Here is a 25,113-nt window from a genome sequence, read left to right as displayed (position 1 = left end):
CTTTGCTGCCGTGGGTGCTGACATCAGCGGCCTGCCTGAGGTGAGGTAGTGGCGCCCACGGTCACGGAGGCGGGAACGAGGAAGGTGACTGCGACGGGGAATCTGCGGGCAACTGGGTCGGCGTAGCGGTGGCGCAGGGCAGTAGCCTCGGACTCGATCTGCCCGGGGATTGCGGCGAGGCGTTCGGTGAGTTCGTCGTGGTCCTTCTTGAGCTGATCGCGTTCGGCGTCGATGGTGAACAGGGTGTCTTGACGCCAGAGCGGGTCCGTTTTCAGGGCTTCACGGATGTTGCGTTCCAGCTCGGCCAGGACCGCCCGCATCGCCTTGACATCTTCCTCGCAGCGTTTCTCCAGAACCTTGCTCTGCTTGGTCGCGATCTTTTTGGATTCGGCCGCGAGGGCTCTGCCAAGCGGGGCCTCCAGCGCGGGCCACAGCCCGGTCAGCCGGTCCAGGAGCTCCGGCGGCGGCGCGTCCTGCGATGCCGCGGCCAGCCAGCGCTCCAGAACCTCGGGGTTCTTCTCCACGACCAACTTGCCCTGCTCGAGCGCGCCACCGGCCAGGGCGATCTGCTCGTGCAGGCGCACGCCGCGGTTCCCGGTGAGTACCACACGGCCATGCGCAATCACCGCCGGGGTACGCAGGAGGTCACCGGGCACGACTCGGGCGGTAACCCGGGTCAAGTGCGCTCCGTGCTCCCCCTGAGACCACAGCTCGGCGCGGAGCAGCCTCAGGCACAGGTCCACCAGGCGGTGATTCAGATGCAGCAGCACGACATCGTTGCGTCCGGCGTAATCCTGGTCGAAAGTGACAGGGCGTTCCTTGCCGCTGACCGGGTGCCGCAGGCCGTCGTTGCGGGCCTGCGCCCACCCCTCCTTCAAGTCAGGGAGCTTGAAGCAGCGCGCGTTGACGCCCTTGGGCGATGGGACCTCGACGAGGTCCTTGTTGTGGGCCAGGCGCAGCGCGGTGCGTACCACCTGCTCGATCGTCTTCGGGTTCAGGTTCAGCTCGGTCCGGGTCTGGGTGAGCTGTTCCTGCGCCTGCTGCAGGTCGTGCGCCAGATTACGCTCGATCTTCAGCACGGCCTTGCCAGCGCGCTGCTTCATCTCCTTGTCGCTGCTCTGCCAGCTGGAGCGCTTGCCGAGCATCTTCTGCGTCACCTGGCTGGCGATCACTTCGCCGACGCTGCCGAGGTCGGTCCGGATCTGGTCGACCTTCCGCACTGCGACACCGAGGAACGCCATCGCGTCCTCCAGGGTGCCCTCAGCGAACCCGGTATCCTCTTCTTGACTTCGGTCCCAGCCGCTGGGCACGAAGTGCACAATCTCGACCTTTGGGGCGCTCTGTCCATGCCGGTCCACGCGGCCGTTACGCTGTTCGAGCCGGTTCGGATTCCACGGGATTTCCCAATGGAGCACCCGGTGGCAATGATTCTGCAGGTTGATGCCTTCGCTCGCAGAGTCAGTGGCGAGCAGAATCCGCATGGGGTGCAGATCCAGAGAGTCCTGGAAGACGTTCTTGACGCGCTCACGCTCGTCACGGTCCTGGCCGCCGTATAACTGCCCGATTGCCTTGGCCGGAACCCCTGCGCCGATAAGCAGGTCGAGCAGCCAACGCTGGGTGTCGCGGTACTCGGTGAACACGATGACGCGTTCACCGTTCCAGTCGTCTTTCGCCCCGCCTGTGCCTCCGGTCTGCACGATCGCTCGTAACCAGTCGAAGAACGCGGTGAATTTGCCGTCGTCTCGGCCCGAGCTGTTCCGCCCCCAGTCGCGCAACCCCTCCAGGAGCTTCCGCTCGGACAGAGAGAGCGGCGGGACTAATCGGCGGACGGTGGTCAGAGCCTGGCCCTCCGCGTCCCCAAAGGCCTCGTCGTCTTCGGCAGTCTCGTCTAATCGCTCGACCATCGTGGCGAGGATCTTCTCCACGACCGAATCCGCGCGGCGGTCGTCAACTCGATCGTCGTTGTCCTTCCGCTCCCGCGCGGCCATCGACTTCAGATGGGCCTCTACGGTGTTGGCGAACGCCATCGGGCTGGACAGGAAGCGCCGCTTGAGCAGTGTGATGACGAAGTCCGTGGCTCGGCTCGGTGCGATCTCAGCCAGAAACTGCTGCCCGGAGATTGTCTCCCGGCGTGACTGCGCGTACTCGTTGAGCTTGGCGTAGGCATCGCAGGTGGCGGCGTCGTAGACGACCTCCAGGGGATGGTCCAGATCCCTTTCCGGAAAGCGCGGGGTGCCGTCCCAGCGCGGCGGCAAGTCCCGCTTTAGCCGCCGCACCATCACCTGGGCCTTGGCCTCCTCCGAGGGCACCAAGGTGCGGGCGAAACGGTGGTTGTCCAGCAGCGCCAGCAGCGCGGTGAAGGACTCCAGGTAACCGTTGTGCGGGGTTGCCGAGAGGAACAGCCGGTGCTCGGTGTGCGGGGCGAGCGTCTTGATCGCGACCGTGCGCTGCGAATCCACCGCGTATTTCCCCGTGCCCGAGGGAGCACAGGTATGTACCTCGTCGATCACCAGGAGGTCGAAGGTCCGCGGATACTGCGGCACCGGTGGCAGGATCGAACGCAGCATCGCCAGGGGCCGGTCCCGCTTGAGCCAGTCGATCGAGACGATCAGCCGCGGGTAGTGCGTCCACGGGTTCGCGTACACACCACGCGCTCTCCGAAGGTCCCTTAGGAGCTCCGCATCCACGATCTTGAAGGCGAGGCCGAACTTGTCGCGCATCTCGTCGCGCCACTGCAGCGTGAGCGAGGCCGGGCAGACGATGAGCATCGTGCGCGCCCGGTGGCGCAGCATCAGCTCCTGCATCACCAGCCCCGCCTCGATGGTCTTGCCAAAACCGACGTCGTCGGCGATCAGCAGGTTCGTACGAGGCATCTGCAACGCCCGCACCACCGGGTCAAGTTGGTAGTCCTCCGGCTTGACCCCGGAGCGGAACGGAGCCTGCAAAAGCGTCTTGTCTGCCGTCGCCACCGAGCCCCAGCGCACCGCGTCCAGGAACGCGTCCAACTTCGCGGGCTCGTCGAACCCCCGCAGAGGAGAAGGCAGGGCGTGTTGCTCTCGTGCCGTCGCGCCGGGCTCAAGCTCCCACAGAACACGCAGTTCCTCGTCACCGGCGTCACCGTCCACGGAAACCAGCGACACCAGGTGCTGCGCTTCGGCCAGTAGCGGACTGCCCGGCTGCTCGGTCGCGATCGAGGAACGCTCCACTGCCGTCGCCACCCAGTTGCGGTTACGTACCGTGACCAGCTGGCCTACCGCCGGCACCGACGCGTCCTGCGTAAACAGATCAGCCTCGTTGAGCACTTGGGCACTCATCCACTTCCATCGTTGGATCGCCTGCGTCCCGTGGGTCTTGCTGAACTTCTCACGGATCAGGGAACAACGTGTTTATCACCCAGGTGACAATCATGGGTAGGTCTGGAGTTGTTTCAATTTTATGACCATATTAGGAATTTCGGCTATCCAGAAAAGGCCATCTTCACGGGTATGCATGCGCGAGCGTATGCCCAATGTTGACAGGAAAGATGCGACTGTTCCTGAAGTCGACGAATTTTCATGACTGGTGTGCTTCAGGTGTCAAACATTGGAGATGCTTTCCTGCCGCAGGTCAGCGCTCTGGAGCTTGAACTGAGCTTGCCCGCTTTACCGGACTCGAGCCAGGTAGGCGCTTCTGACTGGCGCTTGACGGCTGATGGGGTGTGCTTACAAGCAGCTCATGAAGTACGACGGGTGGCAGCGTTCGAGGGAGGAGGTTCCTGCCGCGGTTTGTACCAGGGAACAAGCCTAAACAGCAGATCGAGCCTACACACGGTCGCGCGGCACTTACTTTCCTTAGCGTCGAAGCGCCGCCCTGCAATGCCAACCTGCTCTGCATGCTCATCCGACGCACGTCGACCTTGTCGATGACCTCAGGATCTCGAAGGTCTCCACGGAGATCGCCGCTCTCACCTACTCGACCATGACAACCTCTCAACCCAATCATGCACGTCGGCTCAGTAGCCGGGCCACGTGCAGGAGTTCGCTAACTCATCCGCTTGGCCTGCTCCCACCATCCTGCCTGGAACGGCGAGAGCGATCCTGAGCTCGAACGCATTGAGTATGCGCGGCGCTCACGCCGTGCGCCCCCCGGCGCGGAGCGATGCGCTTGACGGGCATCACCGCAGCGATGCCGGCTGGCCACGGCCGCCGTACCCGAGCAGGTCGTGGCCGCCCTCGAACGCCGACTCAGGGCACCGCCGTCCCGGTTAACTAGAGGCTTGCGTTATGACCAGCGCGATGCAGCCGGGTCTGCATCACAAACCGCTTCTCGCGCCTCTACTAGTAGTGTCAGCTGGCGTGGCGCGCTCAAACTCGGACTTTCGTGGGTGGTACTGGTGGGCCTTGGTCGCCACGTCCATCCTCGTGCCATTCATAGCCATCGCCGTGGTCGTGCTCTTCGTCTCTCAGGGCCGCGAGTACGCCGACCAGTGGGCCAGCATTTTTAGCTTCGTCGTCACCGCCCTGGTCGCCTCAGCGGCGATGATCGGCTGGTTACGACAGCGAGCCAAGCGCAGAGGCGACCTCGGTACGCTGGACGTAGCCGAGCTAGGGGCGGACGCTGTAGCGGCGCATGCCGAGCGACTGGCCGTCAAAGTGGAGCAGGTATGGAAGTCGGAGGAACTGCGGCAGCGCCTCTTGGATCCGGAGCCTCTGCCCGTCTCCTGGCGGACGATCGGCCCGCCGGTCAGCGACCACTGGCGGGTCATTGGCGACAATGACCTACCCATCGACCTCGACGGCAGCCTGGACGACCTTTATCACACCATTCACACCAAACTGCCCCGGACACGCTTGGTCGTGCTCGGTGAACCCGGCGCCGGCAAAACTTCGCTGGTGATGCGCTTCGCCCTAGCCTGCCTGTCCGCCCGCGAGCAAGCCGGCCCCGTCCCCGTCATCTTGCGGCTCTCGACGTGGACTCCCTCTAACCAGCTCATCATTGGTTGGATCTACGCCCGTCTGGTGGAGGACTACGGCTACGACCTCGCCGAGCCGCTGTCTCTGGACCGGCTCCTGCTCATCTTGGATGGCCTTGACGAGATGCCCGCCTCCGAACGGGAGCAGGCCCTCATCCAGATCAACGCCGCCTTCAGCGCCAGGTATCCCCTTGTCCTTACCAGCCGTACCGCGGAATACCTAGCCACCATTGGCTCCCAGCAGGCGGACGTCCTCACGGCGGCGGCCGCCATCGAGATCAAGCCGCTCGACGCCGCCGCCATCCGTGACTACCTGACCATCACCACGAAACCCGCACGGCTGCCTGAATGGTCCAACGTGTTCGCCGAACTGACCGCTAACCCGGACGGCGAACTCGCCCACGGCTTATCGACTCCGCTGGCCCTCTCCCTAGCCCGCGTGGCCTACGCCGAACGGGCGGCGAACCCCGACCACTTACTCACCTTCACAATCAGACGCGATCTTGAGGCCCATCTCCTCAATGAACTTGTGCCGGCCCTCTACTCAGGCTCGGCCAGCCATCACGGGCGCAACCCATCCGGCTACCCAAGTCGCTCCGGCCGCTCCAGCGCGTACGAGCAGCCCAACCTCGCCTGGCGCCCGGACGCCGCGCATCACTGGTTATCCTTCCTGGCCCGACACTTTGGTCGGCGGGGCATCTCCTCGCTGGAGCTGATCGACGTCGTCCCACCCTGGGTCTACGGCGTGATCCTTGGTCTGCTGTCAGGGCTATGCGCTGGCACGGCCTTCGATGTAGCAGCGGGTCCCGCTTGGGGCGCCCTCCTCGGAACGGCCATGGCCATAGCCACCTTCGTCTACGTTTTCGCTCAAGACCGTCGAGAACCGCCCCCCACGAGCCAAGTAATGTCGTGGATCGCGACGTCGGCCTTCTTCGTCTTCGTTTTCGGTCTTTTCACGATGGGCGCTGACCTGAGAGCCGATCAGGGGGTAGTCATTGCGCTCGGGGCCGCGCTTTGGCTCCAAGTGACGCTCTCCCGCGGCCTGATCGCCTTGCAGGTAGGGCTGCTTGACATGGCCGTCGTACACACGGCCGTCACCCGGCCGTCCGTATCCCCGGAAACGCTCACCCTGGCCGCCCTCGTGACCATCCTCGCCGTGTCCGTCTTGTCCGCCTTTCGCCTCCGCCTGCTCCTGGCCCGCGCCATGCTCGCCGCATCCGGCCAACTGCCCTGGCGGGTGGCCACGTTCCTCGATGATGGCTACCAGCGCGGCGTGCTCAGACAAGTTGGCGACCTGTACTACTTCCGTCACGATCTCCTGAGACAACAACTGACCCACAAGGAATAGCCCCTCGCTCTATGTCGCTGCTATCCGCGCGGGTGGCGCCCTGAAAGCCATGACCAACGTGATCTCGCGCGCCGAAACCGAGGGGATGAACCGGTCCGGAGTGGTGCTGTCGCGGGGTGAGATGGTCAGCAGACCGGCCCAGCCATGGCACAGCAAGGCGTCGGTGATCCGGCCGAGACAAGCCGAGTCGGCAAGCACGCGCACGACAGGTGTCTTCTGCCGCGAGCCGACCGGCTAGGTTACTCAGGGCGATTGCGGCCAACTGCTGGGGCGTTGGCGATGCTGGGCTCTCCGTCGCACCAGGAGGGACGCGCAATCAACGCCACAAGTGGCTCGGCCTCGGACAGCTGATCGTGGGTGCTCCAGTAGAGGCAGCCGAAGGCGTCCAACCAGCATGTGAACACTGCGATAGCGTCGTACTGTTCCGGCACCTGGACGCTGTGCCGGGCGGCGAGGGACAGCACGGCCAAGGGGCCGCGACGTCGTACGCGACGTCGTTGTTACCGTGCCCCGCCGTCCATCCCTCATCGGTGGGTCTGGCCTGGCGCCTCCTGGCCGTCGATGTGGACCCGGTCGCGACAGAGAGATGAGGTAGGCCAGCACCTTCTCCAGTAGCGGGAGGTGCCGTCGCGCGGTAGCGGCGGGCAGCGGTGTCGGTGCTGAGGTCTAATACGGCGGCTGGTCGGGCGTAAATCTCAAGCTTGATCCCATGGCGCCTACTCTCTCGTGGCTCCCTCGGGCCAGATGACGGTTACGGAGAGGCCACGTTTGCGCGCCTCGGCGACGACCTCGGCCGTTCCGCCCGTGCCGGTACCGGGCTGTCCGTCCCAGACGGCCACCAGCTCATCGACCGATGACAGTACGGCCTCGTTGGCGGCCTCGTACGCCTGTCGGTTGGCGTGGTCGAAGTCCATGAGACGCACGGTCTTCGCCGCCTGCATGAGCTGGTCGAACTGTTCGGCGTGATCCGGTTTCACCTTGGTCTGCCGGTAGTCCCGCGATGGCAGCACCACCTCCAGCGATCCGCCGGCCGCGAGCACCGCGTCAGCGAACAGGCTGTCCGCCCCACGAGCGATGCAGGACACGCCCACAAGTTCTCCGGTGAACGAGGCAAGGTGCGCGCGGAGCGCGTCGGAGACGAGGCGGGCCGTCGCCGGGGTCAGGTTCATGTGGCCGGTCACGCCGATACGCATCATCGAGTCCTTCCTGAGCGCCGGTTTCTAGCGTGCCAGCGTCTCGCGGATGTGCTGCTGAAGGGGAGCCACGATGGGATCTTTCCGGGTCTCGATCTCAAGATAGAACTCGCGGAGCTGCACTCTGACTCTGTCGGATTGGACTTGCCCGGCGGTGTCGGCTGCGGCGTTGCCCACGGTCACGGCCTCGTCGAGGTCGCCGCTGATGAGGTGGGCGTAGGCGAGCCCGACCTGATCGAGCGCGAGGCTGCGCATGCTGGAACGTTGCCGGAGCGCCACCGCTTGTCGGATGTGGTCGAGGGCGTCGCCTGCGAACCGGTTGTCGTGGTGGGCCAGCTCCAGGTATCGGCCGCCGGTCACCCCGGCCAGCTCGGCGGCGTCGAAGTACGCGATCCAGTCCGGGTCGGGGTCGCGGGAACCGATCTCGCTGAATGCTTCCTCGGCGTTGCCCGTGGCGCGTTTGAAGGACTCGGGTCGGCCCATCTTGGCGTACGACCACGCCTCTCGGGTGTGCAGCATTGCGCGGAGTCGAGGTGTGGCCGTGGACCTGACTCCGTCCAGGGCGAGCCGGATCAGCTCTAGCGCGTCCTGCGGTTGGTCGAGGTACAGCAGTTGCCGGGCCATGGACGCCAGGACGCTCGCGCCGAACGGCTTGTCCTGGCCGGGCGTGGACGCCTGCAGAGACATGACGTAGTACTTCTGCGCCGCGGTCTGCATGCCGCAGTCCCATGACATGGTGGCGGCGATCTTCGAAAGCTGCGCCATCACGTGGAACAGGCGCACGCTCACCTCGTGGGGGTGGCTGTCGCGCAGCAGGTCGGCCACCTCGTTGAGCTGCCCGATCACGGCCTTACGGGCGAGCCCGCCGCCGTGCTGGTCGTCCCATGTGCGGAAGACGTTCGCCGCCTGCTCCAACTGGGCGACCTCGTCCAATCCGATCCGTCCGCTGTAGTCGGACGGGGAGGGCGCGGGGGGCGGGTGCGCGAGCCAGCGCTGTACCGGATCGACGAGCGGGAGCCCGGCCGTGATAGCCAGCGCCTTGACCGCTTCGCGACGGTTCAGCATGAGGTCGCTCTTGGTGATGTCGTAGATGGCATCGACTGTCGGTCCTGCTTCCCAGAGCCAAGGGAGGGAGGGCGAGGAGACCGAGTTCGCGTCGTCGTCGGCGCTCTCATCGGTCGTGACCTCCGGCAACGCCGGACGCTCAAACAGCTTAGCCTCTGGGATCTTGAATGCGCGGCAGTACAGAAGGGGATACGGATCACGAGGACGACCCTTGCCCGCTTCGTGCCGTTTAACCCTCCGCAGGACCGACGCGAATTCCGCCAAAGCCATCTCGTCACCGGCGGCTTTGAACAGGTGGACGGCCACTTGCTTCTGAGACCAGCCGCGTTGCCGGCGCTCGTGTCGGATGCGTTCGGCCCAGGCTGGCAGGCCAGTCTCGTCGGTCATGCCGTCGCACCTCATCAGGGAAGGTGACACGCTCGCGTCCCCTAGTGTCCCCCAACGCCACCTGTTCGCGCTCTGTTACTCAGCGTTGTGATGAATCTGTGCACCCGGACACAGAAACTTCTTCCTCTTTGACGGCTTGGGACAGTCGAAGCCGCTCTCGATGCAGCCCAGCCTGCGGTGGTCTGCGCGCCACGGCGAGGCTCGTCCTCTCGCCCAGCGCTGTGGGGAAGGGTAGGCACGCGCGGTTCAGCCACGCGAGCTCTGCTGCCTACCTGAGCTCGCGGCCGGTCATACGCGCCCAACGCAAGCCGGGCGGTCCGTTTCTGTTCGCCGGCGGAGCGTGAGATGGCCTCGACCGTGATCGAGGCATGGCTTGAGCTGGACATGCGTGACCGTCAGCTCGCGGTACTCCGCCTCACCTACCCGCAGTGGACGATCTTCTACGAAGTCTTCTCAACCGGTTGGATCTGGCGGGCCGTGCCGTCTTGGCAGCTCTCGGTGGAGATGTTGGCCGCCGGGCTGCGGCCACGGTTGGAGCGCGGGAACCCTGTTGCACTCATGGCGGAGTTGAGCAACCAGATGGCGATCATTCACGACATGACCGGCCGTCACCCATGAAGCCTCCCCGGCCCGTCGTCGCGTGCGGCTTCGGCGGGTCGGGGATCCAGGCCGGGGCCGGCGCCCGGCAACAACGAAGCAACAACCCGAGGGAGACCCCATGGTCAGCACACAGAGACTGTTCGAGCCCGACCTGTACGCGATGGACGTGGAAGAAGCCACGTTCGCGCAGCTCGAAGGCACGGGTCTGGAGCACGCGGTGATCGCGGACGGCGACGACTACGCCGTCCGCGACAAGAACCTCCCGGCCGTCGAGATCCGCAGGGCCGGCGACGACTTCCGCAGGCTGGGTGCGGTCATCGGCCAGAGAAGGCTCGGCGGAAGGGCTCAGTCGCCGGCCAGGGTGGACCTGCACGACATCGACGTGGACGACGACAGGTTCGAGCTGGTCAAAGGCACGGGCCTGGAGTACGCCATGATCGGGGACGGCGACGACTACGCGGTGCGTGACCTAGAGCACCCGGGCGACATTCGAAGGCCCGGAGACGACTGGCGCAAGCTCGGCACGGTCCTCTGACACCGGTCCTCGGAACGCCCTGGGGCAGACGGTTCGACCCCCTCTGATCACGGGGCCCGTTAGCAGGCGCGGCGGTTGGCCGAACCTCACCCGGTCTCCGTGTCTGGCCGCCACGTCACCCGGATGTGATCTACGTGCAACTCAAGTGGGAACCGTACATTCCCAGATCGGATGTCTTCGTGTGGGTGCAAGAGTCCTCGTGCTGCGGCGCATACACGCTGCTCCACGAAGGCCGCGAGGGCGTTGTGACGCGGTGGAGCAGAGAAGGGAACCGCCTGGAGACCGGCAGAGGTCCGCACCTCAAAGCCCTCCTCGTCTGGAACCACCTGGTGGGCTGCCACGTCCACTACCGCCACGACAAGCGGAAGCGCCGGGTGGCGTCGTGACCGTCATTCAGTGGATCGGCCTGGTGTGGGGACCCCTGACCTTGCTGGGCATCCGCCCGACCCTGGTTTCCCGGGCCCTGCTCGCCGAGGGCGACCCTTCGCGGATGTGCCGGGGCTGCCGCGCGCGACAGCGGGCGTACTGGCACAGGGAACGCGAGTATCGCGACACCTACGGCCCGGCCGGCCCACCCCTGATGATCCTCGCCGCCGCCGCATTGTGGTGGACCGCTCCCATCCTGCCCATTCTGCGCCGGTTCGCCCGCTTATCGTCCCTCCCTCAATGCGCGGGCCCGTCCTGCGCCGCCCACAAGCACCACGTCCCCGCGGCCACAAGCCGCCCCGCCGCACGAGCCGCCTCACGTCGCTATCCGTCGTGACGGCCAGCAGCAGAACGGAGAGACCACGATGACAACGCCCCGCCCCTCCCTCACCCACGTTGGACCGCACCATGATCCGCGAGGCCCAGACGGCGTCGGCCTGACCATCGGCAAGACCTTCACCTTCGAGGCGTCTCACCGCTTGAACGGGCTACCTGACGGGCACAAATGCGCCCGCCTGCACGGTCACAGCTACCGGGTAACCGTCGAGCTCACCGCCGACGAGCTCGCTGGCCCGGGATTCGTCACCGACTTCGGCGACCTGTTGCCGTTCAGCGCCTACCTCGCTGAGCACTTCGACCATCGCGACCTGAACGAGGTGCTCGACGTCGAGCCGACCTCGGAGCGGTTGGCCCTCCACCTGGTCAGGTGGTTCCTCGACAACGTGCAACCGGTCATCGCAGGGCGACTGGTCGCCGTCACCGTGAGCGAGACCCCCAAAACGTGGGCGCGTTGCACGGTCGGGAACGCCAGGTGATCGCCGCAACGAAGTCTGCCCCGTCTCACGCTCCGGCGCTCCTGATCGCCGAGCACTTCGGCCCGACGCTGCAAGGCGAGGGGCCCAGCATCGGTCAGCCCGCGCTGTTCATCCGCCTGTCCCGCTGCAACCTGTCATGCACCTGGTGCGACACACCGTACACGTGGGACACCGCACGCTTCGACCTACGGCAGCAGAGCGAGCGCGTCTTGGTCACCAATCTGGTCTCGTGGGCACTGGACCACCCGGTGACGCTGATCGTTGTCACTGGTGGAGAACCCCTCCTGCAACAGCGCCACCTGGCTGCGCTGGCCGAGCCGCTGCTGCAGGCCGGCCGCCGCATGGAGATCGAAACCAACGGCACCGTTGCCCCCGATCCGGCTCTGCTGATGGACGGGCTGCGCTTCAACGTCTCTCCCAAGCTGGCCAACTCCGGCCTTCCAGCCAACCTGCGCATCAAGGCCGCCGTCCTGGAGACGCTGTCGGCTGCCGGGCAGGCCGTGTTCAAATTCGTCGCCCGAGACATGGCCGACCTGGACGAGATCGCCGAGCTCGCCGAGCGCTTCGCAATGAAGCAGGTGTGGGTGATGCCTGAAGGCGTCACCACCGAGCGCGTACTGGGCCACGCCCAGTTGCTCGCCGAGGCGGTCATCTCCCGTGGCTGGTCGCTATCACTTCGCCTGCACGTCCTGCTCTGGGGTGACGAACGTGGCCGGTGACAGCCACCGCTCCGTATCTCCTGGCCCAGCCTTTGGAAGCGAGGAAAGACCATGACCACGGACGCCGTGCGGCCTTCTGATACGGCGCATCCCGGCCGAGCCGTCTCACAGCCGACCGATGACGTACCGGGCCCGACGATAGACACGCCCTACGTGATCATGCTGGTCCGCGAGCTGCTCATCGCTCTGGGAGAGGACCCCAGCCGCGCGGGCCTGCTGGACACGCCCTCGCGCGTCGCGGCCTGGTGGCGCGACTTCCTGTCGCCTGACCCTTCTGCAATGGCGACGTGCTTCACCGAGACCCTCGCCAGCGACCAGCTGGTCGTGGTCGGAGGGCTGAGCGTGTGGTCCCTGTGTGAGCACCACATGCTGCCGATGAAGCTGGACACGCACGTCGGCTATCTCGCTGACGGCACTGTCCTGGGGCTGTCGAAGTTCGGCCGGATCGCGCAGCGTTACGCCGGGCGGCTCCAGATGCAGGAGCGCTTCACCCGCCAGCTCGCCGATGCCGTAGTCGCAGCCATCGGCAGCGAGGACGTGGCCGTCGCGGTGCACGGCGTGCACCTGTGCATGAGCATGCGTGGTGTCCGGATGGAGACGGCCCGTACGTCCACTGTGCAGGCCGGCGGCCGGTTCAGGACCGATCCGCTGCTCTCCCAGCAGTTCCTCACCCTCGCCGGCCGACGAGGGGCGCCATGATGGCGATCAGGCCCTCGGCGGTGGTGCCTTCCGGCATCACGCACCTGCTGTGGCCTCGCATGGAAGAGCTGGTCCGCTGGATCTCCGAGGCGGTCAGGGTGGACGGCATCCCCCAGACCCTGGTAGCGGTCCTGCGCGGTGGCGCCGTTCCGGCTGTCTGCCTCTCCCACCGGCTCGGGCTGCGGGATGTCCGGGCGGTGGAGGTGACCCACACCACGGACAACAGCACCAACGCCACGAAGACCCCAAAGCCCGTGACCGTCAACCCAGCCTCGCTCGGCGACCTCACCGGCCTGGACGTCCTGATCGTGGACGACGTCGCAGGCACCGGGCACACCCTCACCGCAACAGCACAACTGGTCACCGACGCAGGCGCCAGCCGGGTTCGGAGCGCGGTGTGCGTGATGAACGAGGACAACTGGACCGGCCGCCTCCCGGCTGAGGCCGCCGTCACCTACATCGGCACGATCACCCACGGGTGGGTGATCTTCCCCTGGGAGAGCAACGATGAGCACGAGCACTGATCAGCTTCCCGAGCAGTTCCGCACCCGGCCCGGGACTCCCATGATCGGCCCGTACAGCACCAACCAGATGGACGACTTCTACGCGGCACTGCATCGCGGAGAGGCCAAGGCCTCGGGGCTGATGAACCTGATGCAGCACCTCATCGTCGCCGAACGGTGCCCGCCCAGCGCGAAGGTGCTGGACGTGTGCTGCGGCCGCGGGCTGGCTCTGCCGCTGCTGCACCGCTACGCGCCACAGATCGACCGGTACGTCGGACTGGACATCAGCCCCGCCAACCTGAACGAAGCCCGGGAACGGATCGCGTACTTGCGCGAGACATACGGAGAGCTCTTCCCAGTGGAACTCGTCGAATGCGATGTGGCCGAGCTCTGGCCGGAGTTGCCCGCGTTCGACGTGGCGCTGTACACCTCGGCGCTGGAGCATCTGCCCTTCGAGCTCGCTGCGCGCAGCCTGCACAGCACTGCACAGGCGCTCGCGCCTGGCGGGCTACTGTTCCTGTCCACACCGCAGGCGTTCGGCCCGCCGCCTCGGCCTCTGCAGTATCGCGTCCACGTCTACGAGTGGTCGCGAGAGGAGGTGGAGCAGGTCGTCGGTGAGGCGGGCCTGGTCATTGAGGACGTGATGGGCCTGCTGCCGCCCGAACCGGACGTCGTGGCCGGCGAGCTAACCGAACGGTTCGGGCAAGGTGCGGCCGACTGGTACCGCGACCTGGCCGTGCGCATCCCCACGGCGCTGCTGGACACGGTCTCGACGGTGTCCGTACCGACGAGGGCGACCGAGCTGCTGTACGTCTGCCGGAGGCCCGCATGAATACCGCAGTTGTCCCCGCGCCCCGCCGTGGGCTCGCCCCCCGCCGGCCGCTGTGGGTGACCATCGAGGGCATCAACGGCGTCGGCAAGACCAGCACGGCTCGTGCGCTCGCCGCCCATCTCGGCCAGCGGTGTCTGCTGCTGGACGAACTCACCGACCAGCCCGGCAACACCCTGACTGGAGACGTGATCTCCGCCCTGTCCGCGGAAAACGACGTTTGTCTGCGCACCGGACATCCAGTCGCGGAGACGTTGGCCCTGCTCGCGCTGAAGATCCGCGAAGTCGAACGCCTCGCCGTCTTCTACCCGATTACGCCCACGGTGGTCATCGAGGACCGCGGCGTCGACACCGTCGCCGTCTACCAGGCCGCGATCCTCTGCGAGCACGTACCGGAAGCCGATCCCGCGCACGTCGCACGGCACGTGCTCTCGACCATGTCGCGGTGGCGGCCCCAGCCCGACGCCACGGTCCTACTGACTGGTGACCGGGAGGTGTGCATGCGGCGCTTCGCCGACCGGATTGAGCGGACGCTGACACCACGGGATCGACGTGTGATCGAGCAAGCCGACGCCCTCTACGCCGGGCTGGCCGCCGCCGAGCCCGGCCGCTACACCGTGATCGACACCGCCGGACAGTCCGCTCGGGCAGTCGCCGAAGCGGTGGGCACGGTCGTGCAGGACCTCATGAAGCAGCGGGAGGCCAACCGTGCCGCGTGATACGACCCTGCTCTGGGGCCTGCGCTCGCCCTGCGCCTTCGCCTGTCCCCACTGCTATTTCGGCACGATCGAAGAACACAAACAGGCTCCGCCCATCGAGGTCGGCGTCCTGTCGCACCTGTCCCGCACCGACCTGCCGCCCCGAGCGCTCAGAGAGTTCGCCCGGACCCTGGCCGGCTCGCCGATCGAGCGGGTGGTCATCGCCGGCGGCGAACCGCTGGACTGGCCTCCCACGCTGGAGGTGATCGAACTCATCAAAGAGGCAGGCTGTCAGGTCGTGATCGCCACCAACGGGATCCCGCTCACCCGCCCGCCGGTGACCCAGCGGCTCATCGCGCTCGGCGTCGACGGCGTTTCGGTCTCTCTGGACAGCGCGGACGCCCGGACCAATGATCGGCTACGCCCCTCCCGTTCTGGGCGCTTCGGCTACGACGATGTTCTGTCCGGTATCCGCTCCCTGCTGAACGCCCGGGGCGACCGGCACACGCCGCAGGTAGGGATCTACACCGTGGTGATGCGGGAACGCCCGCAGGAAATCACCGACATGGCCCGCCTGGCCAACCAGCTCGGTGTGGACTACTACGTTCCCCAGCCGATCTCCCTGACGCCCGACCACAAGCTCTTCGCGGAGCTGGCCCACCGCCGTGAAGACGTACCGGGCGTGGCCGAACAACTCGCTCGCCTCTACAACGAACCGAGCCGCCTGGCGCTGCCAGACCCCTCCTACGCACGGCGCTTTGTCGCCGCCATCTCCACTCAAGAGGGCGCGCTTGTGCCCAACTGCTTCGGCGGTGCCCGCCTGTTCTTCATCCAGCCCGACGGCTCGGTCTGGGACTGTCCCTCCGACCGCCGGATCGCCGCCACCCCGCCCGAGCACCGGCGCAGCATCCGTGACGCCGACGCGCGCACGCTCTTCGCCGACCGGCCCGCGTGCACTAACTGCTCGCTGTTCAGCCGGGACTGCGTGAACATGTGGCCGCTCGTGCTCGACATGCCGCAGATGCTGAACGCGAAGGCCATCCGATGACGCTCCCTCCGATCCCCGATACGCAGCTACTCGCAGAGCAGCTCGCCGTCGTGCTCGGGCAGATGCCCGACCCGAGCGGCGGCCCCGCCACCGGACAACTGGAGCGGGACCTGGCCGAGGCGTTCGGCGTCCCGCACGCCGTCGCGGTCGCCTCCGGCACCGCGGCCCTGCACGCCGCGCTGTCCGCCTGCGGCATCGGCCCAGGCGACGAAGTCCTGGTGCCGGCACTGACCGTCGTCATGACCGTGGCACCTCTCGACGCCCTCGGGGCAACGCCGGTGTTCGTCGACAGCGTCCCAGCCACCCTGGACCTGGACTACGACGACGCGGCCCGCAAGGTCACCTCGCGGACCCGGGCGATCATCCCGGTGCACCTGTGGGGTCGGATGGGAGACCCGGCGACCCTGGCGGCATTCGCCTCCGAGCACGGGCTCGCCATCATCGAGGACGCCGCGCAGGCCGCCGGCACCACGCGCGACGGGCAGCGGGCCGGCACGGTCGGCACCGTCGGATGCTTCAGCATGAAGGACGGCAAGATCCTTTGGAGCGGCGAGGGCGGCTTCCTGCTCACCGCCCGCCGCGACGTGGCAGAGCACGCGACCGCCTTCCGCAGCCACTGGCAGCCGGCTCCCCCGGGAGAGGCCCCACTGAGCCGCCTGGCAACCAACTCCCGCCTCGCTCCCCCGCTCGCCGCGATCGCCCTGGCCAACCTCCGCCGCCTCGCAAGCCTGGTCGAACTGCGCCGCACACAAACCCGCCACCTGCTGCATGCCCTGGAGCAGGCACCCGGCCTGATCGCCCTCGCGCCAGCGACGCGAGAGAAGTGGAACGGCTTCGCCCCGCTACTTCACATCGACCTGCCGAACCCCCGAGCATTCGCCGAACACCTCGCACAGCAGGGAGTGCCGAACTCCACCGGCAGCTTTCAGCTCGTCCCCTGCGACACCCGGCCCATGTTCACCGACCGCGACCAACCCTGCCGCGGCGCCGCCCAGATCCTCGATCACACACTCGCCATCAGCCTCACCGAACGCGACACCGAGACCACACTCGACCGCTACGCCGCCACCATCGCCAAAGAGGCCGCCGCATGGACCACGTGACCGACGCCCCAGAATCCCGCTCCTCCAACGCGCTGCCCTCGCCTCCAAACGGACCCACCGCATGATGATCACACCGGTACGCCACTCCTGCACGCGAGGCCCACTCATCTCCGTCGAGGGCGTCACCGGAGTCGGCAAGACGTATCTGACCACACGCGCTGTCAGAGCCCTCGACGGCGAGCCGCTGATGATGGAGGCGTTCTCCCAGCAGGCGAGCGAACGTCCAGGACTGGGTAAAGCACTGCTCCGCGCCCTGCGTAAGGCCAGCACTGGGGACCCGTTCCTGCGTGGGGGCACTCCCCTGGCCGAGGCTCTGATCCTGCTGGCCATCAAACGGTATGACCTGGACACGATCATTCCCGAACTGTCCAACGGGCGTACCGTCGTCGAGGGCCGCAGCATCGACACCACGGCGGTCTGCCAGGCTCTGCAGTTGCACCCGATGGACCCAGACGCCGCTCTGGAGACGGCAGCCTCCCTGCTGGAGTTCGCAACCTGCTACCGGCCCCCGCCCGACCTCACGATCCTCGTCACGGACGACGCCCGCGAGGCCGTCGAACGCGCGCAGCGGCGCGACCGGCGCATCTTCACGACCGAGCAGGCAACGTTCATGCGGGAGGCATGCGCGCTCTACGAACGGCTCCCCGCCACCGATCCAGCACGCCACCGCGTCGTGGACCGGCGCAGCATGGACGAGTACGAGGCTGCCGAGCAGATCCGGGCATGGATCCACGACGCCGGGACCAGCCTGGGCTGCTTGCACGAGCCGTGGCAGGGCTCGGGAGGCCGGTGCATGTGCTGCGGCCACCGCGAGGAATCGGCGGCGGCATGAACGAGGCTTGCCGCCCCTCAACCTGCCCAGCAACGACTTCACCGAGCTACTGCTGCGCGCCGGCGATACCCGACGACGTTGACGCCCTCGTCTTCGACTTCGACGGAACCCTTGCCAACACGACACCCGTTCACGAGCACGCGCTGCGACTGGCGCTGCGGCCACACGGCGTCGACCTGAACCACGACTGGTACGTCCGGCACGTCGGCCTGTCCATCCACGACCTGCTTGCCGCACTACCGGGCGGCCGACAACTGACCCACGACGAGATCATCCGGCACAGCCGCACCCACCTGCTCGCCACCATGCACCACATCACCCCCATCTCGTGCGTCGTCTCCCTCCTGCACGCCGCGCGCCGTGCTGGATTGCCCTGCGCCGTGGCGTCAGGCGCCAGCCAGCTTCTCGTCCATCCGGGGCTCGACGCTCTGGGCTTGACGGACGAGTTCGCAGCGGTTGTCGCGCGAGAAGACGTCACACATGGCAAGCCGGCTCCTGACCTGTATCTCGAGGCTGCCCGAAGCCTCGACATCCCGCCGGACCACTGCCTCGCCATCGATGACGCTCCCGACGGCATCACCGCCGCACGCGCAGCCGACATGCACGTAATCACGGTGGCTGACGGCCACCTAACCCCCACCTGCAAAGGCGCCGAGAGAACCGCCCACCTCTTCGCTTCAGAGGCGGCGGCGCCAATGCCCACCACAATCAGCAGATTCCGCCGGATGACGACGTGACGCCATCGCACCAGGAGAGCACGATGCCCGTCCTCCACTCGACCAAGAACCTGAAGATCATCGAACCCCCCACGGCCACAAGGGAGGGCGTCGCAGTCTTCGAGTACACCGACACGTACACGGTGTTCCATTACGGCAGGATGCCGGACGAGATTGCCGGGAAAGGGGAGGCGATCTGCCGGATGGCCGTCTTCAACTTCATGATGCTGGAGGCGGCGGGCGTGCCAACCCATTTCCGCCGATTCATCGCCCCAAACCGAATCGAGTTCGATCTCGCGCGTCTCCCTGCCCCGAACGCCGAGCCGCTCATCCCGGAAACCGGAAACTACCTCATACCCGTGCAGGTCCTCTTCCGCAACGAACTCCCGCAAGGCAGTTCCGTGCACCGCCGGCTCGCAACCGGCGCGCTGACACCGGCCGAGATCGGGCTCCCGGGCATCCCCAAGGTCGGGGACAAGTTGCAGAATCCCCTCATCGAGTACGCAACGATGCTGGAGGACATCAACCGGTTCATCGGCGGGCCCGAGGCCCAGCGCCTCGCCGGCCTGAGCGACGAACAGTTCCAGACCATGCGCGACACCACCGTCAAGGTCAACAAGGTCCTGACCGGCCACGCACGTAAGCTCGGGCTGAGCCACTGCGACGGCAAGGCCGAGTACCTGGTGTCGAGCGCCGCGCGCATCGTACTTGCCGACAGTCCCGGCACACCCGACGAAAGCCGCCTGATGTACAACGGAATGCACTGCGGCAAGCAGGTCCTGCGGAACTGGTACGTGGACAACGGACTCGAGGTACCGGTCAGCAAGCTGATCGCCGAGGGCGTACCCAGAAGCCGGTGGCCGCAGCCGGCACCACTGCCGCCCGAGTTTCTGCCGGTGATGTCGGATCTGTATCGGTCCCTGAGCGAGACCTGGACGGGCGAGTACCTCTGGAACGCGCCGGACCTGAATGCCGCCACGCAGTCTGTCGCCCGCCTCATCGGTCGATGACGGCGCACAACGGCTGGTACGCAGGCATGCTCTTCTTGATGTGGCGGGCGCGGGCCAGCAACGCCGCGGAACCTGCGAGAACGGTGGATACATGGGCGGCTTGACAGACGACCCCGCCTTCCTGGCAACGACGTTCGTTGTCATCGACTTCGAGGCGACGACCCCCAAGGGCTACCCGGCCCAGCCCATCGAGGTTGCCGCTCTCGCCCTTCGCTACGAACATGGCGCATGGACGGCGGCCGGCAGGCCGTTCGCTTCTCTTATCCGGCCGCCCGCGTTCGCCCCGGTGACGCCGGCCGTTACGGCACAAACCGGCTTGACGCCCGAGCAGGTCAGGCAGGCTCCCACCCCGGCCGAAGCGCTGAGCGCACTGGATCGGCGCTTCGCCGCGGGCAAGCAGTACCTGCTGGTGGCTCAACACGCCGCCACCGAAGCCAACCTCATCTACAACCAGCGCGAGCACTGCCCGGTGCTGGCCCGCATTGACTTTCTGGACACGATCCCGCTCGCCAAATACCTCGTCCCAGGCCTGCCGAACCACAAACTCGACACGCTGCTGGCGCATTTCGCCATCAAGCAGCCGGCGGATCGCCACAGGGCCTACGCCGACGTCGGTGTCACCGCGCAGGTGTTCCTCCAGCTCATCAGCGCCGTGGACGGGGATGCTCAGTTCAGCGATCTCGCGGCTCTGGTGAAGATCGCGGGCCGCACGGCCAAGTGCAACATGCCCGCTCAAAGCGGATTGTTCGACATCTAACCCGCCGACAGGCATATGCGAAACCAGCCCAAGGGAAGCGGTGCTCACCATGATGATCAAGGAGCAGACGGACCGCGAGGAGGTCCCGTTCTGGTTCGATCCACTGTGCCCCTGGGCGTGGATCACCTCGCGCTGGCTGCTGGAGGTCGAGCGAGTCCGGCCGGTGCGCGCCGAATGGCGGATCATGTCGCTGGCCCACCTGAACCTCGTCCAGCGCGAAGGCAAGGGACTCAGCGCCGAATACCGAGACCTCATGACGAAGGCATGGGGTCCAGTGCGCATCTGCGCGGCAGCCGCCGAGCACGCTGGCCGTGGCGTCCTCGGACCGCTGTATACCGCCATCGGCATCCGGCTTCACAATCAAAGACGTCGCGACGACCCCCAAGTCATCGCCGAAGCTCTGGCTGAGGCGGGCTTGCCCGAGTCACTGGCCGCAGCTGCCACCAGCACGGAGTTCGATCAGCTCATCAAAGCCTCGCATGACGAGGCGTTCAACGAGGTCGGCCTCGATGTCGGGACGCCCGTTCTCCGTATCGGTGGCACGGCCTTGTTCGGCCCCGTGATCACACCGGCTCCCCGCGGTGAAGCTGCTGGACGTCTTTGGGACGGCCTCGTCCTGGTTGCGGGGACGGATGGCTTCTTCGAGCTCAAGCGGAGCCGGGACCGGAGCGTCAAACCGTCATTTGAGTGAGTGGGCACCCACAGCGCGACCGACGCCGACTGAGGTGGCGAACAGCGGCTCTGGTGCCGACCGCAAGCGTTCGACGGACCCGGTCAACCGATCCGAGCCGGGCAGCTGATCGCCCGCGCAATGCGGGGCCCGACAAGGCGCTCGGCGTCGGCGAGCGGGTACCAGGCGGCCCCGCTCACTTCGGACTCCTGAATTCGCCCCACGTCTGCATCTGTCACGAACGCGTATCCGATGTCCAAGTGGTAGTGATCCGGCTCATCCTTCGCCGGCCGGGCCGGAACCGCGCCGTACTCCATGTAGACGGGGGTCGGCGACGCAAGGAAGACCTGGCCGGGGTCGACACCGCACTCCTCCGTCAACTCGCGCACTGACGCGTCGATCAGCGTGGTATCGGTCGGCTCCAGGTGGCCTCCGGGCTGCAGCGGGATCCCGTACGCAAGGTGCTCGACAAGCAGGATCTTGGCGCCTCGGACCAGCAGCGCTCCGACGGTCACGTGCATCCGAAAATTCCGCCGCGAGGCGAAATCCCCTCCCTGAGACAGCAGTCGTACCGGCTCAGACAGCAGCGCGGCTTCGTCCGGGTGCTGCTCAAGGTATGCGGTCAATGTGCTCGAGATGTCTGAGTCACTGATCGCCACGGGGCACCTCCCCACCGCCCCGAGAGCAACGCTCTCCGCGACCGACTGCTCGGAAGTAGACGACGGGCACCGACACAGTCAGCTCCTACGAATGATCATCAAGCGGTCCCTACTGCGCCGGTCGCTGCGGCCACTCCACGATGGGTGTGACCGCGCTCGCTGTCGAACTAGCAGCGTGGCACAGCCGTCACATGCTCCGCTTAGCAAACCAGAAACTCGCCAGCCACCCGCGACACGCCCGTGGGTCCGGTAAGGGAGGCGGATGAGACGCTGGACTCGGGCTGTGGCAGACCAGGCGCGGGACACGATTCCCGGTGGCGTCTGGCAGAACGTCCATGGTGTGAGGCGAGGAGTCCGACTGGCCGCCGAGCTTGCTGGCCCCGGCGCTGCCTAGGGTTATCAAGGCGTTCGACGACGGCGGCTCCGCCCGCCGTCAGCAGAGTCCTGGTGCGCACTCGTCCACGTGGTCGTTCACTGACCTCGGCCAGACCAATTACGCCGCCGTCAGCGACGTTGGCCGCCGAACGGTCAGGGACGGGCACGTGGGCGGTTGCCGCCTCTGATCCGGCGCGGGTGGCATGGTGGCCGCATGGATGGGCGATGTGGGCGCGGGGCAGGCGTCGGGGCCGCTCACCGTCAGGTGCGCGAGCCCGGGAAACAGGTGGTCCAACTCGCCAGGGCGGGACGGTAGGCGTGGACGGGCCTCGTCATCGCCGAGCCCCGTCGTCTCCCGCCGTAGTTGTCCCTGCTGAGGCCCGAGACCACACCCACGCATGTCTGATCGGGGCTCAGGCTTGACAGGCGGCGCGGAGGTGGGTGTCGATACCGGTCCGTCCGCCCGATGCAGAGGGGGTGCTGAGCGGATCGACCGGGCTGGGATGGCGTTGCTCTGATGGGGCAAGGCGAACGTACCGCCTGAGACGAGGAGATGGGTGTTGAGTCCGTTTGGGGTGTCGCGGTCGCTGTTGCGGGTGCATGGGCGGGGCGTTGTTCGGTGTTGCCTTCGGTGTCGCTTTTTGTTGTCGCGCTCAGTGTCGCCGCTAAGAGCGCGACACCCATCGGTGTGCCATCTGCTCAGGTTAGGCGGGTTTCGGCTGTTGCGATGGCCGCCCCGAATCGCCTTAAGGCGACTCCTTGAATATATGTGCGGGCACGTTGACGTGCTGCCTCCTCCTCTGCCGGCGTGGTTCCCATCATCTGCTACTTTCCCGTCCTCTCTCGCTGATGCTCCTACCGTGGCCCACCGTGGGGTTGCCGGCCCGGCCGGCCCTGGTGAGGCCCTTGCCGAGAAGGTGCTGGGTGAGCAGGTTCTCTTCGCCGCCCGCCTCACTCCTGGGGCCGGGGAGCGGCCGCACCGACCTCGGTTCCCGCGTTCGCTATCGGGGCGTGTGCGGCAGCGAAGGTGTGTCGGATGGGGGGAGATTTCCGTACTGGAAATAGGGGTGGCGTTCCCTGCCGCGGTTAAGGCCGCTACCCCTCTCAGGTGTTGTTTTCGCAGGTCTTCCCGGTTTCGGACGGTGCGGTGGGCGGCCCGACTCGTCTAAGGACGAGTCCTTTGAATATGTGTGCGCGTGTGTGAAGGGGCTGGTCGTGCTGCTCGTGTCCTGTGCGGCGGCAGCGGCTTGCCTGCATCCCTTGGTTCTTCTTGGACTGCCAGCAGTCTGGCCGGCTCGCGGCTTAGCCGCGGGCCGGTCTCGGTGGTGACCTCGGTCTGAGCGGCGAGCAGCGTCTTCGTCTGAGGTCGTCATGGGTGCGTCGCACGCGTGTGACCGGCGCGTGTGACGGGTGACGCCTTCGCGCCGCCAACCCCCAACACCCGACGGTTCCCCTGGCCCCCGCGTCGTCGCCGACATCGCCGCGTACATGCCCCTCACCCTGCCGTGTCGGTCGCGGTGGTAGTCGCCCAGGATGTCGGTCATGTGGGCGGCGATCATGTCGAGTCGGGTTGTGCGCTCGGCGTGCATGCCGGGCAGGTGGGGGCGTCTTCGCCGGGGTTGCATTCGATGGGGTCGCATTCGCCGCCCAAGGTGAGCATCTCCTCGTAGGTGCAGATTTCGAGGAGACTGCCGTCGTCGCCGCGTCGGGGCGGACGATGACGGGTTGAACGTAGCGGGGGTCCCTCGTGATCGCCCATTCGGGGCCATGGTCGGTGAGCGCGGGCTGCCGGGGGCTGACGATGGGACGGGCGGCGGTCATGTTGGCGTGTGCCATGTGGTGTGCCTTTCGATGTCCCGGGCATGTTATTCCGGTGCCGTGTCGGCGGTGTTACCACCTCATTCAATGAGGGCTCGATCAACAACGCTTGTCAACCGGGATGCATATTATTCTCGCAGATTCTTTCGCGCGGCATTCGGGCATCGTTCGCCGTGGTCCGACGAAAAGGCGAAGAGCCGGACGCGCGTGTGACGTCAAGCTGATCCCGTGAGTTTCTCGCGAGATGTTTCCGCAGATCAGTGGTTATTTTGTTAGGTTAGCCTCTCCAGCCGTTGGGGTGATACAAAAAATGGCCCGGTCGACTTGCCGTCCGCGTTTTGTGCGAGGGATGGTCGTGATGCAAACGAAAAAGCACCGGCCCGGACGGGGGCCGGTGATGCAACCGGAAAGGGCGTCACGCCATGGCTATTCACATCGCGGAAATTGCCGCTACTGAAATCGTCCCCGCTGACGCGGAAACCGCCGCCGCGATTCCCGCTGACGCCGGGCCTGTGGCGGCCCCTGACGGCCCCGACGCCGCTGCCCCGGACACCGACCCCGGCACGGACACGGACGGGCGTGTGACGGCGGCGTGGGCGGCGCTGAACGCCGAGCCGGGTGGGTCGGCTACGGTGATCGGGGCGGCGGCCGGGCTGAGCCGGATGGTGGCGGGCAAGATCCTCAACCAGTTCGAGGCCGAGGGGCGGGCTCGCCGTGAGCCGGGGTTGAATGACGGTCAGACGCGGGGCCGCGCCGCCGACCGGTGGTACCCGATCACCGTCAGCAGCGGTGACGCCGCCTCCTCGGACACCATCGCCTCGGACGGTACCGCCCCGGGCACCTCGGATGGCGATATGCCAGAGACGGCGCCCGCCGTACCGGATGCTGACGCCACCGGCACCGCCAGCGCCATCCCGGACGCTGACACCGTGCCCGCGCCGGAGGAGACGCTCCCGGCCGCCGCCGTTAATTCGGCCGAGCCCGCCCCGGCGGCCGAGCCGACCGGCGAGGAGGACCTGATCGAGGAGATGCCGGACCTGCCGGAGGATGTGACCGGCGATGACGCGCCCGGCGAGGGTCCTGACCCGGCCGACGACGCACCGATCCCGGTTGCCGACGCTGACACATCCGAGCCGGTGACTAGGCCGCTGTCTGAGCCTGACGTGTCCGAGCCTGATGCGTCTGGGCCAGTGTCCGAGCCGACGGCGGATGATCCGGCCTGGGTGCGGGTGCGGGCTGAGCTGGCGGAGCTTTCCGATCTGTTCGGCGGGGTCGCCCTGGCCAAGACCGAGGGCAACGATGTGATGGCGCTGGGGTGCCTGGAGATGGCGATGGCGCGGGTCGCCTCGGTGCACCG

Annotated in this window: 22 protein-coding genes and 1 pseudogene; 19 read left to right on the top strand and 4 right to left on the bottom strand. The window is 66.7% G+C overall.

What is annotated here, in order from left to right; translation table 11 throughout:
* Positions 1-23 precede the first annotated feature (23 nt).
* A complete protein-coding gene (gene drmD, locus ITP53_RS19220) occupies positions 24-3,314 on the bottom strand; it encodes a DISARM system SNF2-like helicase DrmD (RefSeq protein ID WP_195896786.1) in 3,291 nt (1,096 codons plus the stop codon).
* A gap of 1,065 nt (positions 3,315-4,379) precedes the next feature.
* On the opposite strand from drmD, the gene ITP53_RS19215 reads away from it, so the two are divergent.
* Both ITP53_RS19215 and ITP53_RS19210 read left to right on the top strand, forming a co-directional pair.
* Positions 4,380-6,299 carry an NACHT domain-containing protein gene (locus ITP53_RS19215; RefSeq protein ID WP_195896785.1) on the top strand — a complete coding sequence of 640 codons (1,920 nt, stop codon included), beginning with the start codon at positions 4,380-4,382 and terminating at the stop codon, positions 6,297-6,299.
* A 49-nt stretch (positions 6,300-6,348) separates the two neighbouring features.
* Positions 6,349-6,537, top strand: a complete 189-nt coding sequence (locus tag ITP53_RS19210; RefSeq protein ID WP_195896784.1) for a hypothetical protein — start codon at positions 6,349-6,351, stop codon at positions 6,535-6,537.
* Positions 6,538-7,015: 478 nt separating this feature from the next.
* Here the strand turns inward: ITP53_RS19210 and ITP53_RS19205 are convergent, their stop codons facing one another.
* Together ITP53_RS19205 and ITP53_RS19200 are read right to left on the bottom strand one after the other, a co-directional pair.
* Positions 7,016-7,495 carry a hypothetical protein gene (locus tag ITP53_RS19205; RefSeq protein WP_195896783.1) on the bottom strand — a complete coding sequence of 160 codons (480 nt, stop codon included), beginning with the start codon at positions 7,493-7,495 and terminating at the stop codon, positions 7,016-7,018.
* Positions 7,496-7,519: 24 nt separating this feature from the next.
* Positions 7,520-8,686 carry a hypothetical protein gene (locus tag ITP53_RS19200; protein ID WP_207756129.1) on the bottom strand — a complete coding sequence of 389 codons (1,167 nt, stop codon included), beginning with the start codon at positions 8,684-8,686 and terminating at the stop codon, positions 7,520-7,522.
* A gap of 603 nt (positions 8,687-9,289) precedes the next feature.
* On the opposite strand from ITP53_RS19200, the gene ITP53_RS19195 reads away from it, so the two are divergent.
* From ITP53_RS19195 to ITP53_RS19120, 16 genes are all read left to right on the top strand, one after another.
* Positions 9,290-9,562 carry a hypothetical protein gene (locus ITP53_RS19195; protein ID WP_195896782.1) on the top strand — a complete coding sequence of 91 codons (273 nt, stop codon included), beginning with the start codon at positions 9,290-9,292 and terminating at the stop codon, positions 9,560-9,562.
* Positions 9,563-9,662: 100 nt separating this feature from the next.
* Positions 9,663-10,079 carry a hypothetical protein gene (locus tag ITP53_RS19190; protein WP_195896781.1) on the top strand — a complete coding sequence of 139 codons (417 nt, stop codon included), beginning with the start codon at positions 9,663-9,665 and terminating at the stop codon, positions 10,077-10,079.
* Between the two features lie 382 nt (positions 10,080-10,461).
* On the top strand, positions 10,462-10,842 hold the full coding sequence (locus ITP53_RS19185) for a hypothetical protein (protein ID WP_195896780.1): 381 nt from the start codon (positions 10,462-10,464) through the stop codon (positions 10,840-10,842).
* A 28-nt stretch (positions 10,843-10,870) separates the two neighbouring features.
* On the top strand, positions 10,871-11,320 hold the full coding sequence (locus ITP53_RS19180; RefSeq protein WP_195896779.1) for a 6-pyruvoyl trahydropterin synthase family protein: 450 nt from the start codon (positions 10,871-10,873) through the stop codon (positions 11,318-11,320).
* Positions 11,287-12,039 carry a 7-carboxy-7-deazaguanine synthase QueE gene (locus ITP53_RS19175; protein ID WP_328815045.1) on the top strand — a complete coding sequence of 251 codons (753 nt, stop codon included), beginning with the start codon at positions 11,287-11,289 and terminating at the stop codon, positions 12,037-12,039. Before ITP53_RS19180 ends, ITP53_RS19175 begins: the two co-directional genes overlap by 34 nt.
* Positions 12,040-12,090: 51 nt before the next feature.
* Positions 12,091-12,738, top strand: a complete 648-nt coding sequence (gene folE / locus ITP53_RS19170; RefSeq protein ID WP_195896778.1) for a GTP cyclohydrolase I — start codon at positions 12,091-12,093, stop codon at positions 12,736-12,738.
* Complete coding sequence (locus ITP53_RS19165) at positions 12,735-13,262, top strand: phosphoribosyltransferase (RefSeq protein ID WP_207756128.1); 528 nt, start codon at positions 12,735-12,737, stop codon at positions 13,260-13,262. The genes folE and ITP53_RS19165 overlap by 4 nt, the downstream gene beginning before the upstream one ends.
* Entirely contained in the window at positions 13,246-14,073 is an 828-nt protein-coding gene (locus tag ITP53_RS19160) for a class I SAM-dependent methyltransferase (RefSeq protein WP_195896777.1), read from the top strand. Before ITP53_RS19165 ends, ITP53_RS19160 begins: the two co-directional genes overlap by 17 nt.
* The gene (locus ITP53_RS19155) at positions 14,070-14,789 is read left to right on the top strand and encodes a dTMP kinase (protein WP_195896776.1); all 720 of its coding nucleotides are present in this window, start codon (positions 14,070-14,072) and stop codon (positions 14,787-14,789) included. The genes ITP53_RS19160 and ITP53_RS19155 overlap by 4 nt, the downstream gene beginning before the upstream one ends.
* Positions 14,779-15,816 (top strand): radical SAM protein, encoded by a 1,038-nt coding sequence (locus ITP53_RS19150; protein ID WP_195896775.1) that lies wholly within the window; start codon positions 14,779-14,781, stop codon positions 15,814-15,816. Before ITP53_RS19155 ends, ITP53_RS19150 begins: the two co-directional genes overlap by 11 nt.
* On the top strand, positions 15,813-16,919 hold the full coding sequence (locus ITP53_RS19145; RefSeq protein ID WP_195896774.1) for a DegT/DnrJ/EryC1/StrS family aminotransferase: 1,107 nt from the start codon (positions 15,813-15,815) through the stop codon (positions 16,917-16,919). Before ITP53_RS19150 ends, ITP53_RS19145 begins: the two co-directional genes overlap by 4 nt.
* Positions 16,920-16,980: 61 nt before the next feature.
* The gene (locus ITP53_RS19140) at positions 16,981-17,751 is read left to right on the top strand and encodes a nucleoside/nucleotide kinase family protein (RefSeq protein WP_195896773.1); all 771 of its coding nucleotides are present in this window, start codon (positions 16,981-16,983) and stop codon (positions 17,749-17,751) included.
* Positions 17,709-18,488, top strand: a complete 780-nt coding sequence (locus ITP53_RS19135) for an HAD family hydrolase (protein ID WP_328815040.1) — start codon at positions 17,709-17,711, stop codon at positions 18,486-18,488. The genes ITP53_RS19140 and ITP53_RS19135 overlap by 43 nt, the downstream gene beginning before the upstream one ends.
* 23 nt (positions 18,489-18,511) lie before the next feature.
* Positions 18,512-19,477, top strand: a complete 966-nt coding sequence (locus tag ITP53_RS19130; protein WP_195896772.1) for a phosphoribosylaminoimidazolesuccinocarboxamide synthase — start codon at positions 18,512-18,514, stop codon at positions 19,475-19,477.
* Positions 19,478-19,568: 91 nt separating this feature from the next.
* Complete coding sequence (locus ITP53_RS19125; RefSeq protein WP_195896771.1) at positions 19,569-20,234, top strand: 3'-5' exonuclease; 666 nt, start codon at positions 19,569-19,571, stop codon at positions 20,232-20,234.
* Positions 20,235-20,283: 49 nt separating this feature from the next.
* Positions 20,284-20,925 (top strand): mycothiol-dependent nitroreductase Rv2466c family protein, encoded by a 642-nt coding sequence (locus ITP53_RS19120; protein ID WP_195896770.1) that lies wholly within the window; start codon positions 20,284-20,286, stop codon positions 20,923-20,925.
* Between the two features lie 83 nt (positions 20,926-21,008).
* Here ITP53_RS19120 and ITP53_RS19115 read toward each other — a convergent pair whose 3' ends face one another.
* On the bottom strand, positions 21,009-21,563 hold the full coding sequence (locus ITP53_RS19115; protein ID WP_195896769.1) for an NUDIX hydrolase: 555 nt from the start codon (positions 21,561-21,563) through the stop codon (positions 21,009-21,011).
* Between the two features lie 2,615 nt (positions 21,564-24,178).
* On the opposite strand from ITP53_RS19115, the pseudogene ITP53_RS19110 reads away from it, so the two are divergent.
* A pseudogene (locus ITP53_RS19110) lies at positions 24,179-25,113 on the top strand (hypothetical protein); the annotation flags it as partial.

It is taken from the genome of Nonomuraea cypriaca, assembly GCF_015645445.1.
Classification (GTDB): Bacteria; Actinomycetota; Actinomycetes; order Streptosporangiales; family Streptosporangiaceae; genus Nonomuraea; species Nonomuraea cypriaca.
The sequence above is the reverse complement of the archived record's forward strand: the minus strand, read 5'-3'. Positions and strand labels throughout refer to the sequence as shown.

What these genes read in the sequence shown, in the direction of transcription:
- ITP53_RS19155 (WP_195896776.1), top strand. Translation starts at nt 14,070, where the DNA reads ATGAATACCGCAGTTGTCCCCGCGCCCCGCCGTGGGCTCGCCCCCCGC.
- ITP53_RS19195 (WP_195896782.1), top strand. Translation starts at nt 9,290, where the DNA reads ATGGCCTCGACCGTGATCGAGGCATGGCTTGAGCTGGACATGCGTGAC.
- ITP53_RS19125 (WP_195896771.1), top strand. Translation starts at nt 19,569, where the DNA reads ATGGGCGGCTTGACAGACGACCCCGCCTTCCTGGCAACGACGTTCGTT.
- ITP53_RS19160 (WP_195896777.1), top strand. Translation starts at nt 13,246, where the DNA reads ATGAGCACGAGCACTGATCAGCTTCCCGAGCAGTTCCGCACCCGGCCC.
- ITP53_RS19120 (WP_195896770.1), top strand. Translation starts at nt 20,284, where the DNA reads ATGATGATCAAGGAGCAGACGGACCGCGAGGAGGTCCCGTTCTGGTTC.
- ITP53_RS19130 (WP_195896772.1), top strand. Translation starts at nt 18,512, where the DNA reads ATGCCCGTCCTCCACTCGACCAAGAACCTGAAGATCATCGAACCCCCC.
- ITP53_RS19165 (WP_207756128.1), top strand. Translation starts at nt 12,735, where the DNA reads ATGATGGCGATCAGGCCCTCGGCGGTGGTGCCTTCCGGCATCACGCAC.
- ITP53_RS19210 (WP_195896784.1), top strand. Translation starts at nt 6,349, where the DNA reads ATGACCAACGTGATCTCGCGCGCCGAAACCGAGGGGATGAACCGGTCC.
- drmD (WP_195896786.1), bottom strand. Translation starts at nt 3,314, where the DNA reads ATGAGTGCCCAAGTGCTCAACGAGGCTGATCTGTTTACGCAGGACGCG.
- ITP53_RS19190 (WP_195896781.1), top strand. Translation starts at nt 9,663, where the DNA reads ATGGTCAGCACACAGAGACTGTTCGAGCCCGACCTGTACGCGATGGAC.
- ITP53_RS19145 (WP_195896774.1), top strand. Translation starts at nt 15,813, where the DNA reads ATGACGCTCCCTCCGATCCCCGATACGCAGCTACTCGCAGAGCAGCTC.
- ITP53_RS19180 (WP_195896779.1), top strand. Translation starts at nt 10,871, where the DNA reads ATGACAACGCCCCGCCCCTCCCTCACCCACGTTGGACCGCACCATGAT.
- ITP53_RS19140 (WP_195896773.1), top strand. Translation starts at nt 16,981, where the DNA reads ATGATGATCACACCGGTACGCCACTCCTGCACGCGAGGCCCACTCATC.
- folE (WP_195896778.1), top strand. Translation starts at nt 12,091, where the DNA reads ATGACCACGGACGCCGTGCGGCCTTCTGATACGGCGCATCCCGGCCGA.
- ITP53_RS19205 (WP_195896783.1), bottom strand. Translation starts at nt 7,495, where the DNA reads ATGATGCGTATCGGCGTGACCGGCCACATGAACCTGACCCCGGCGACG.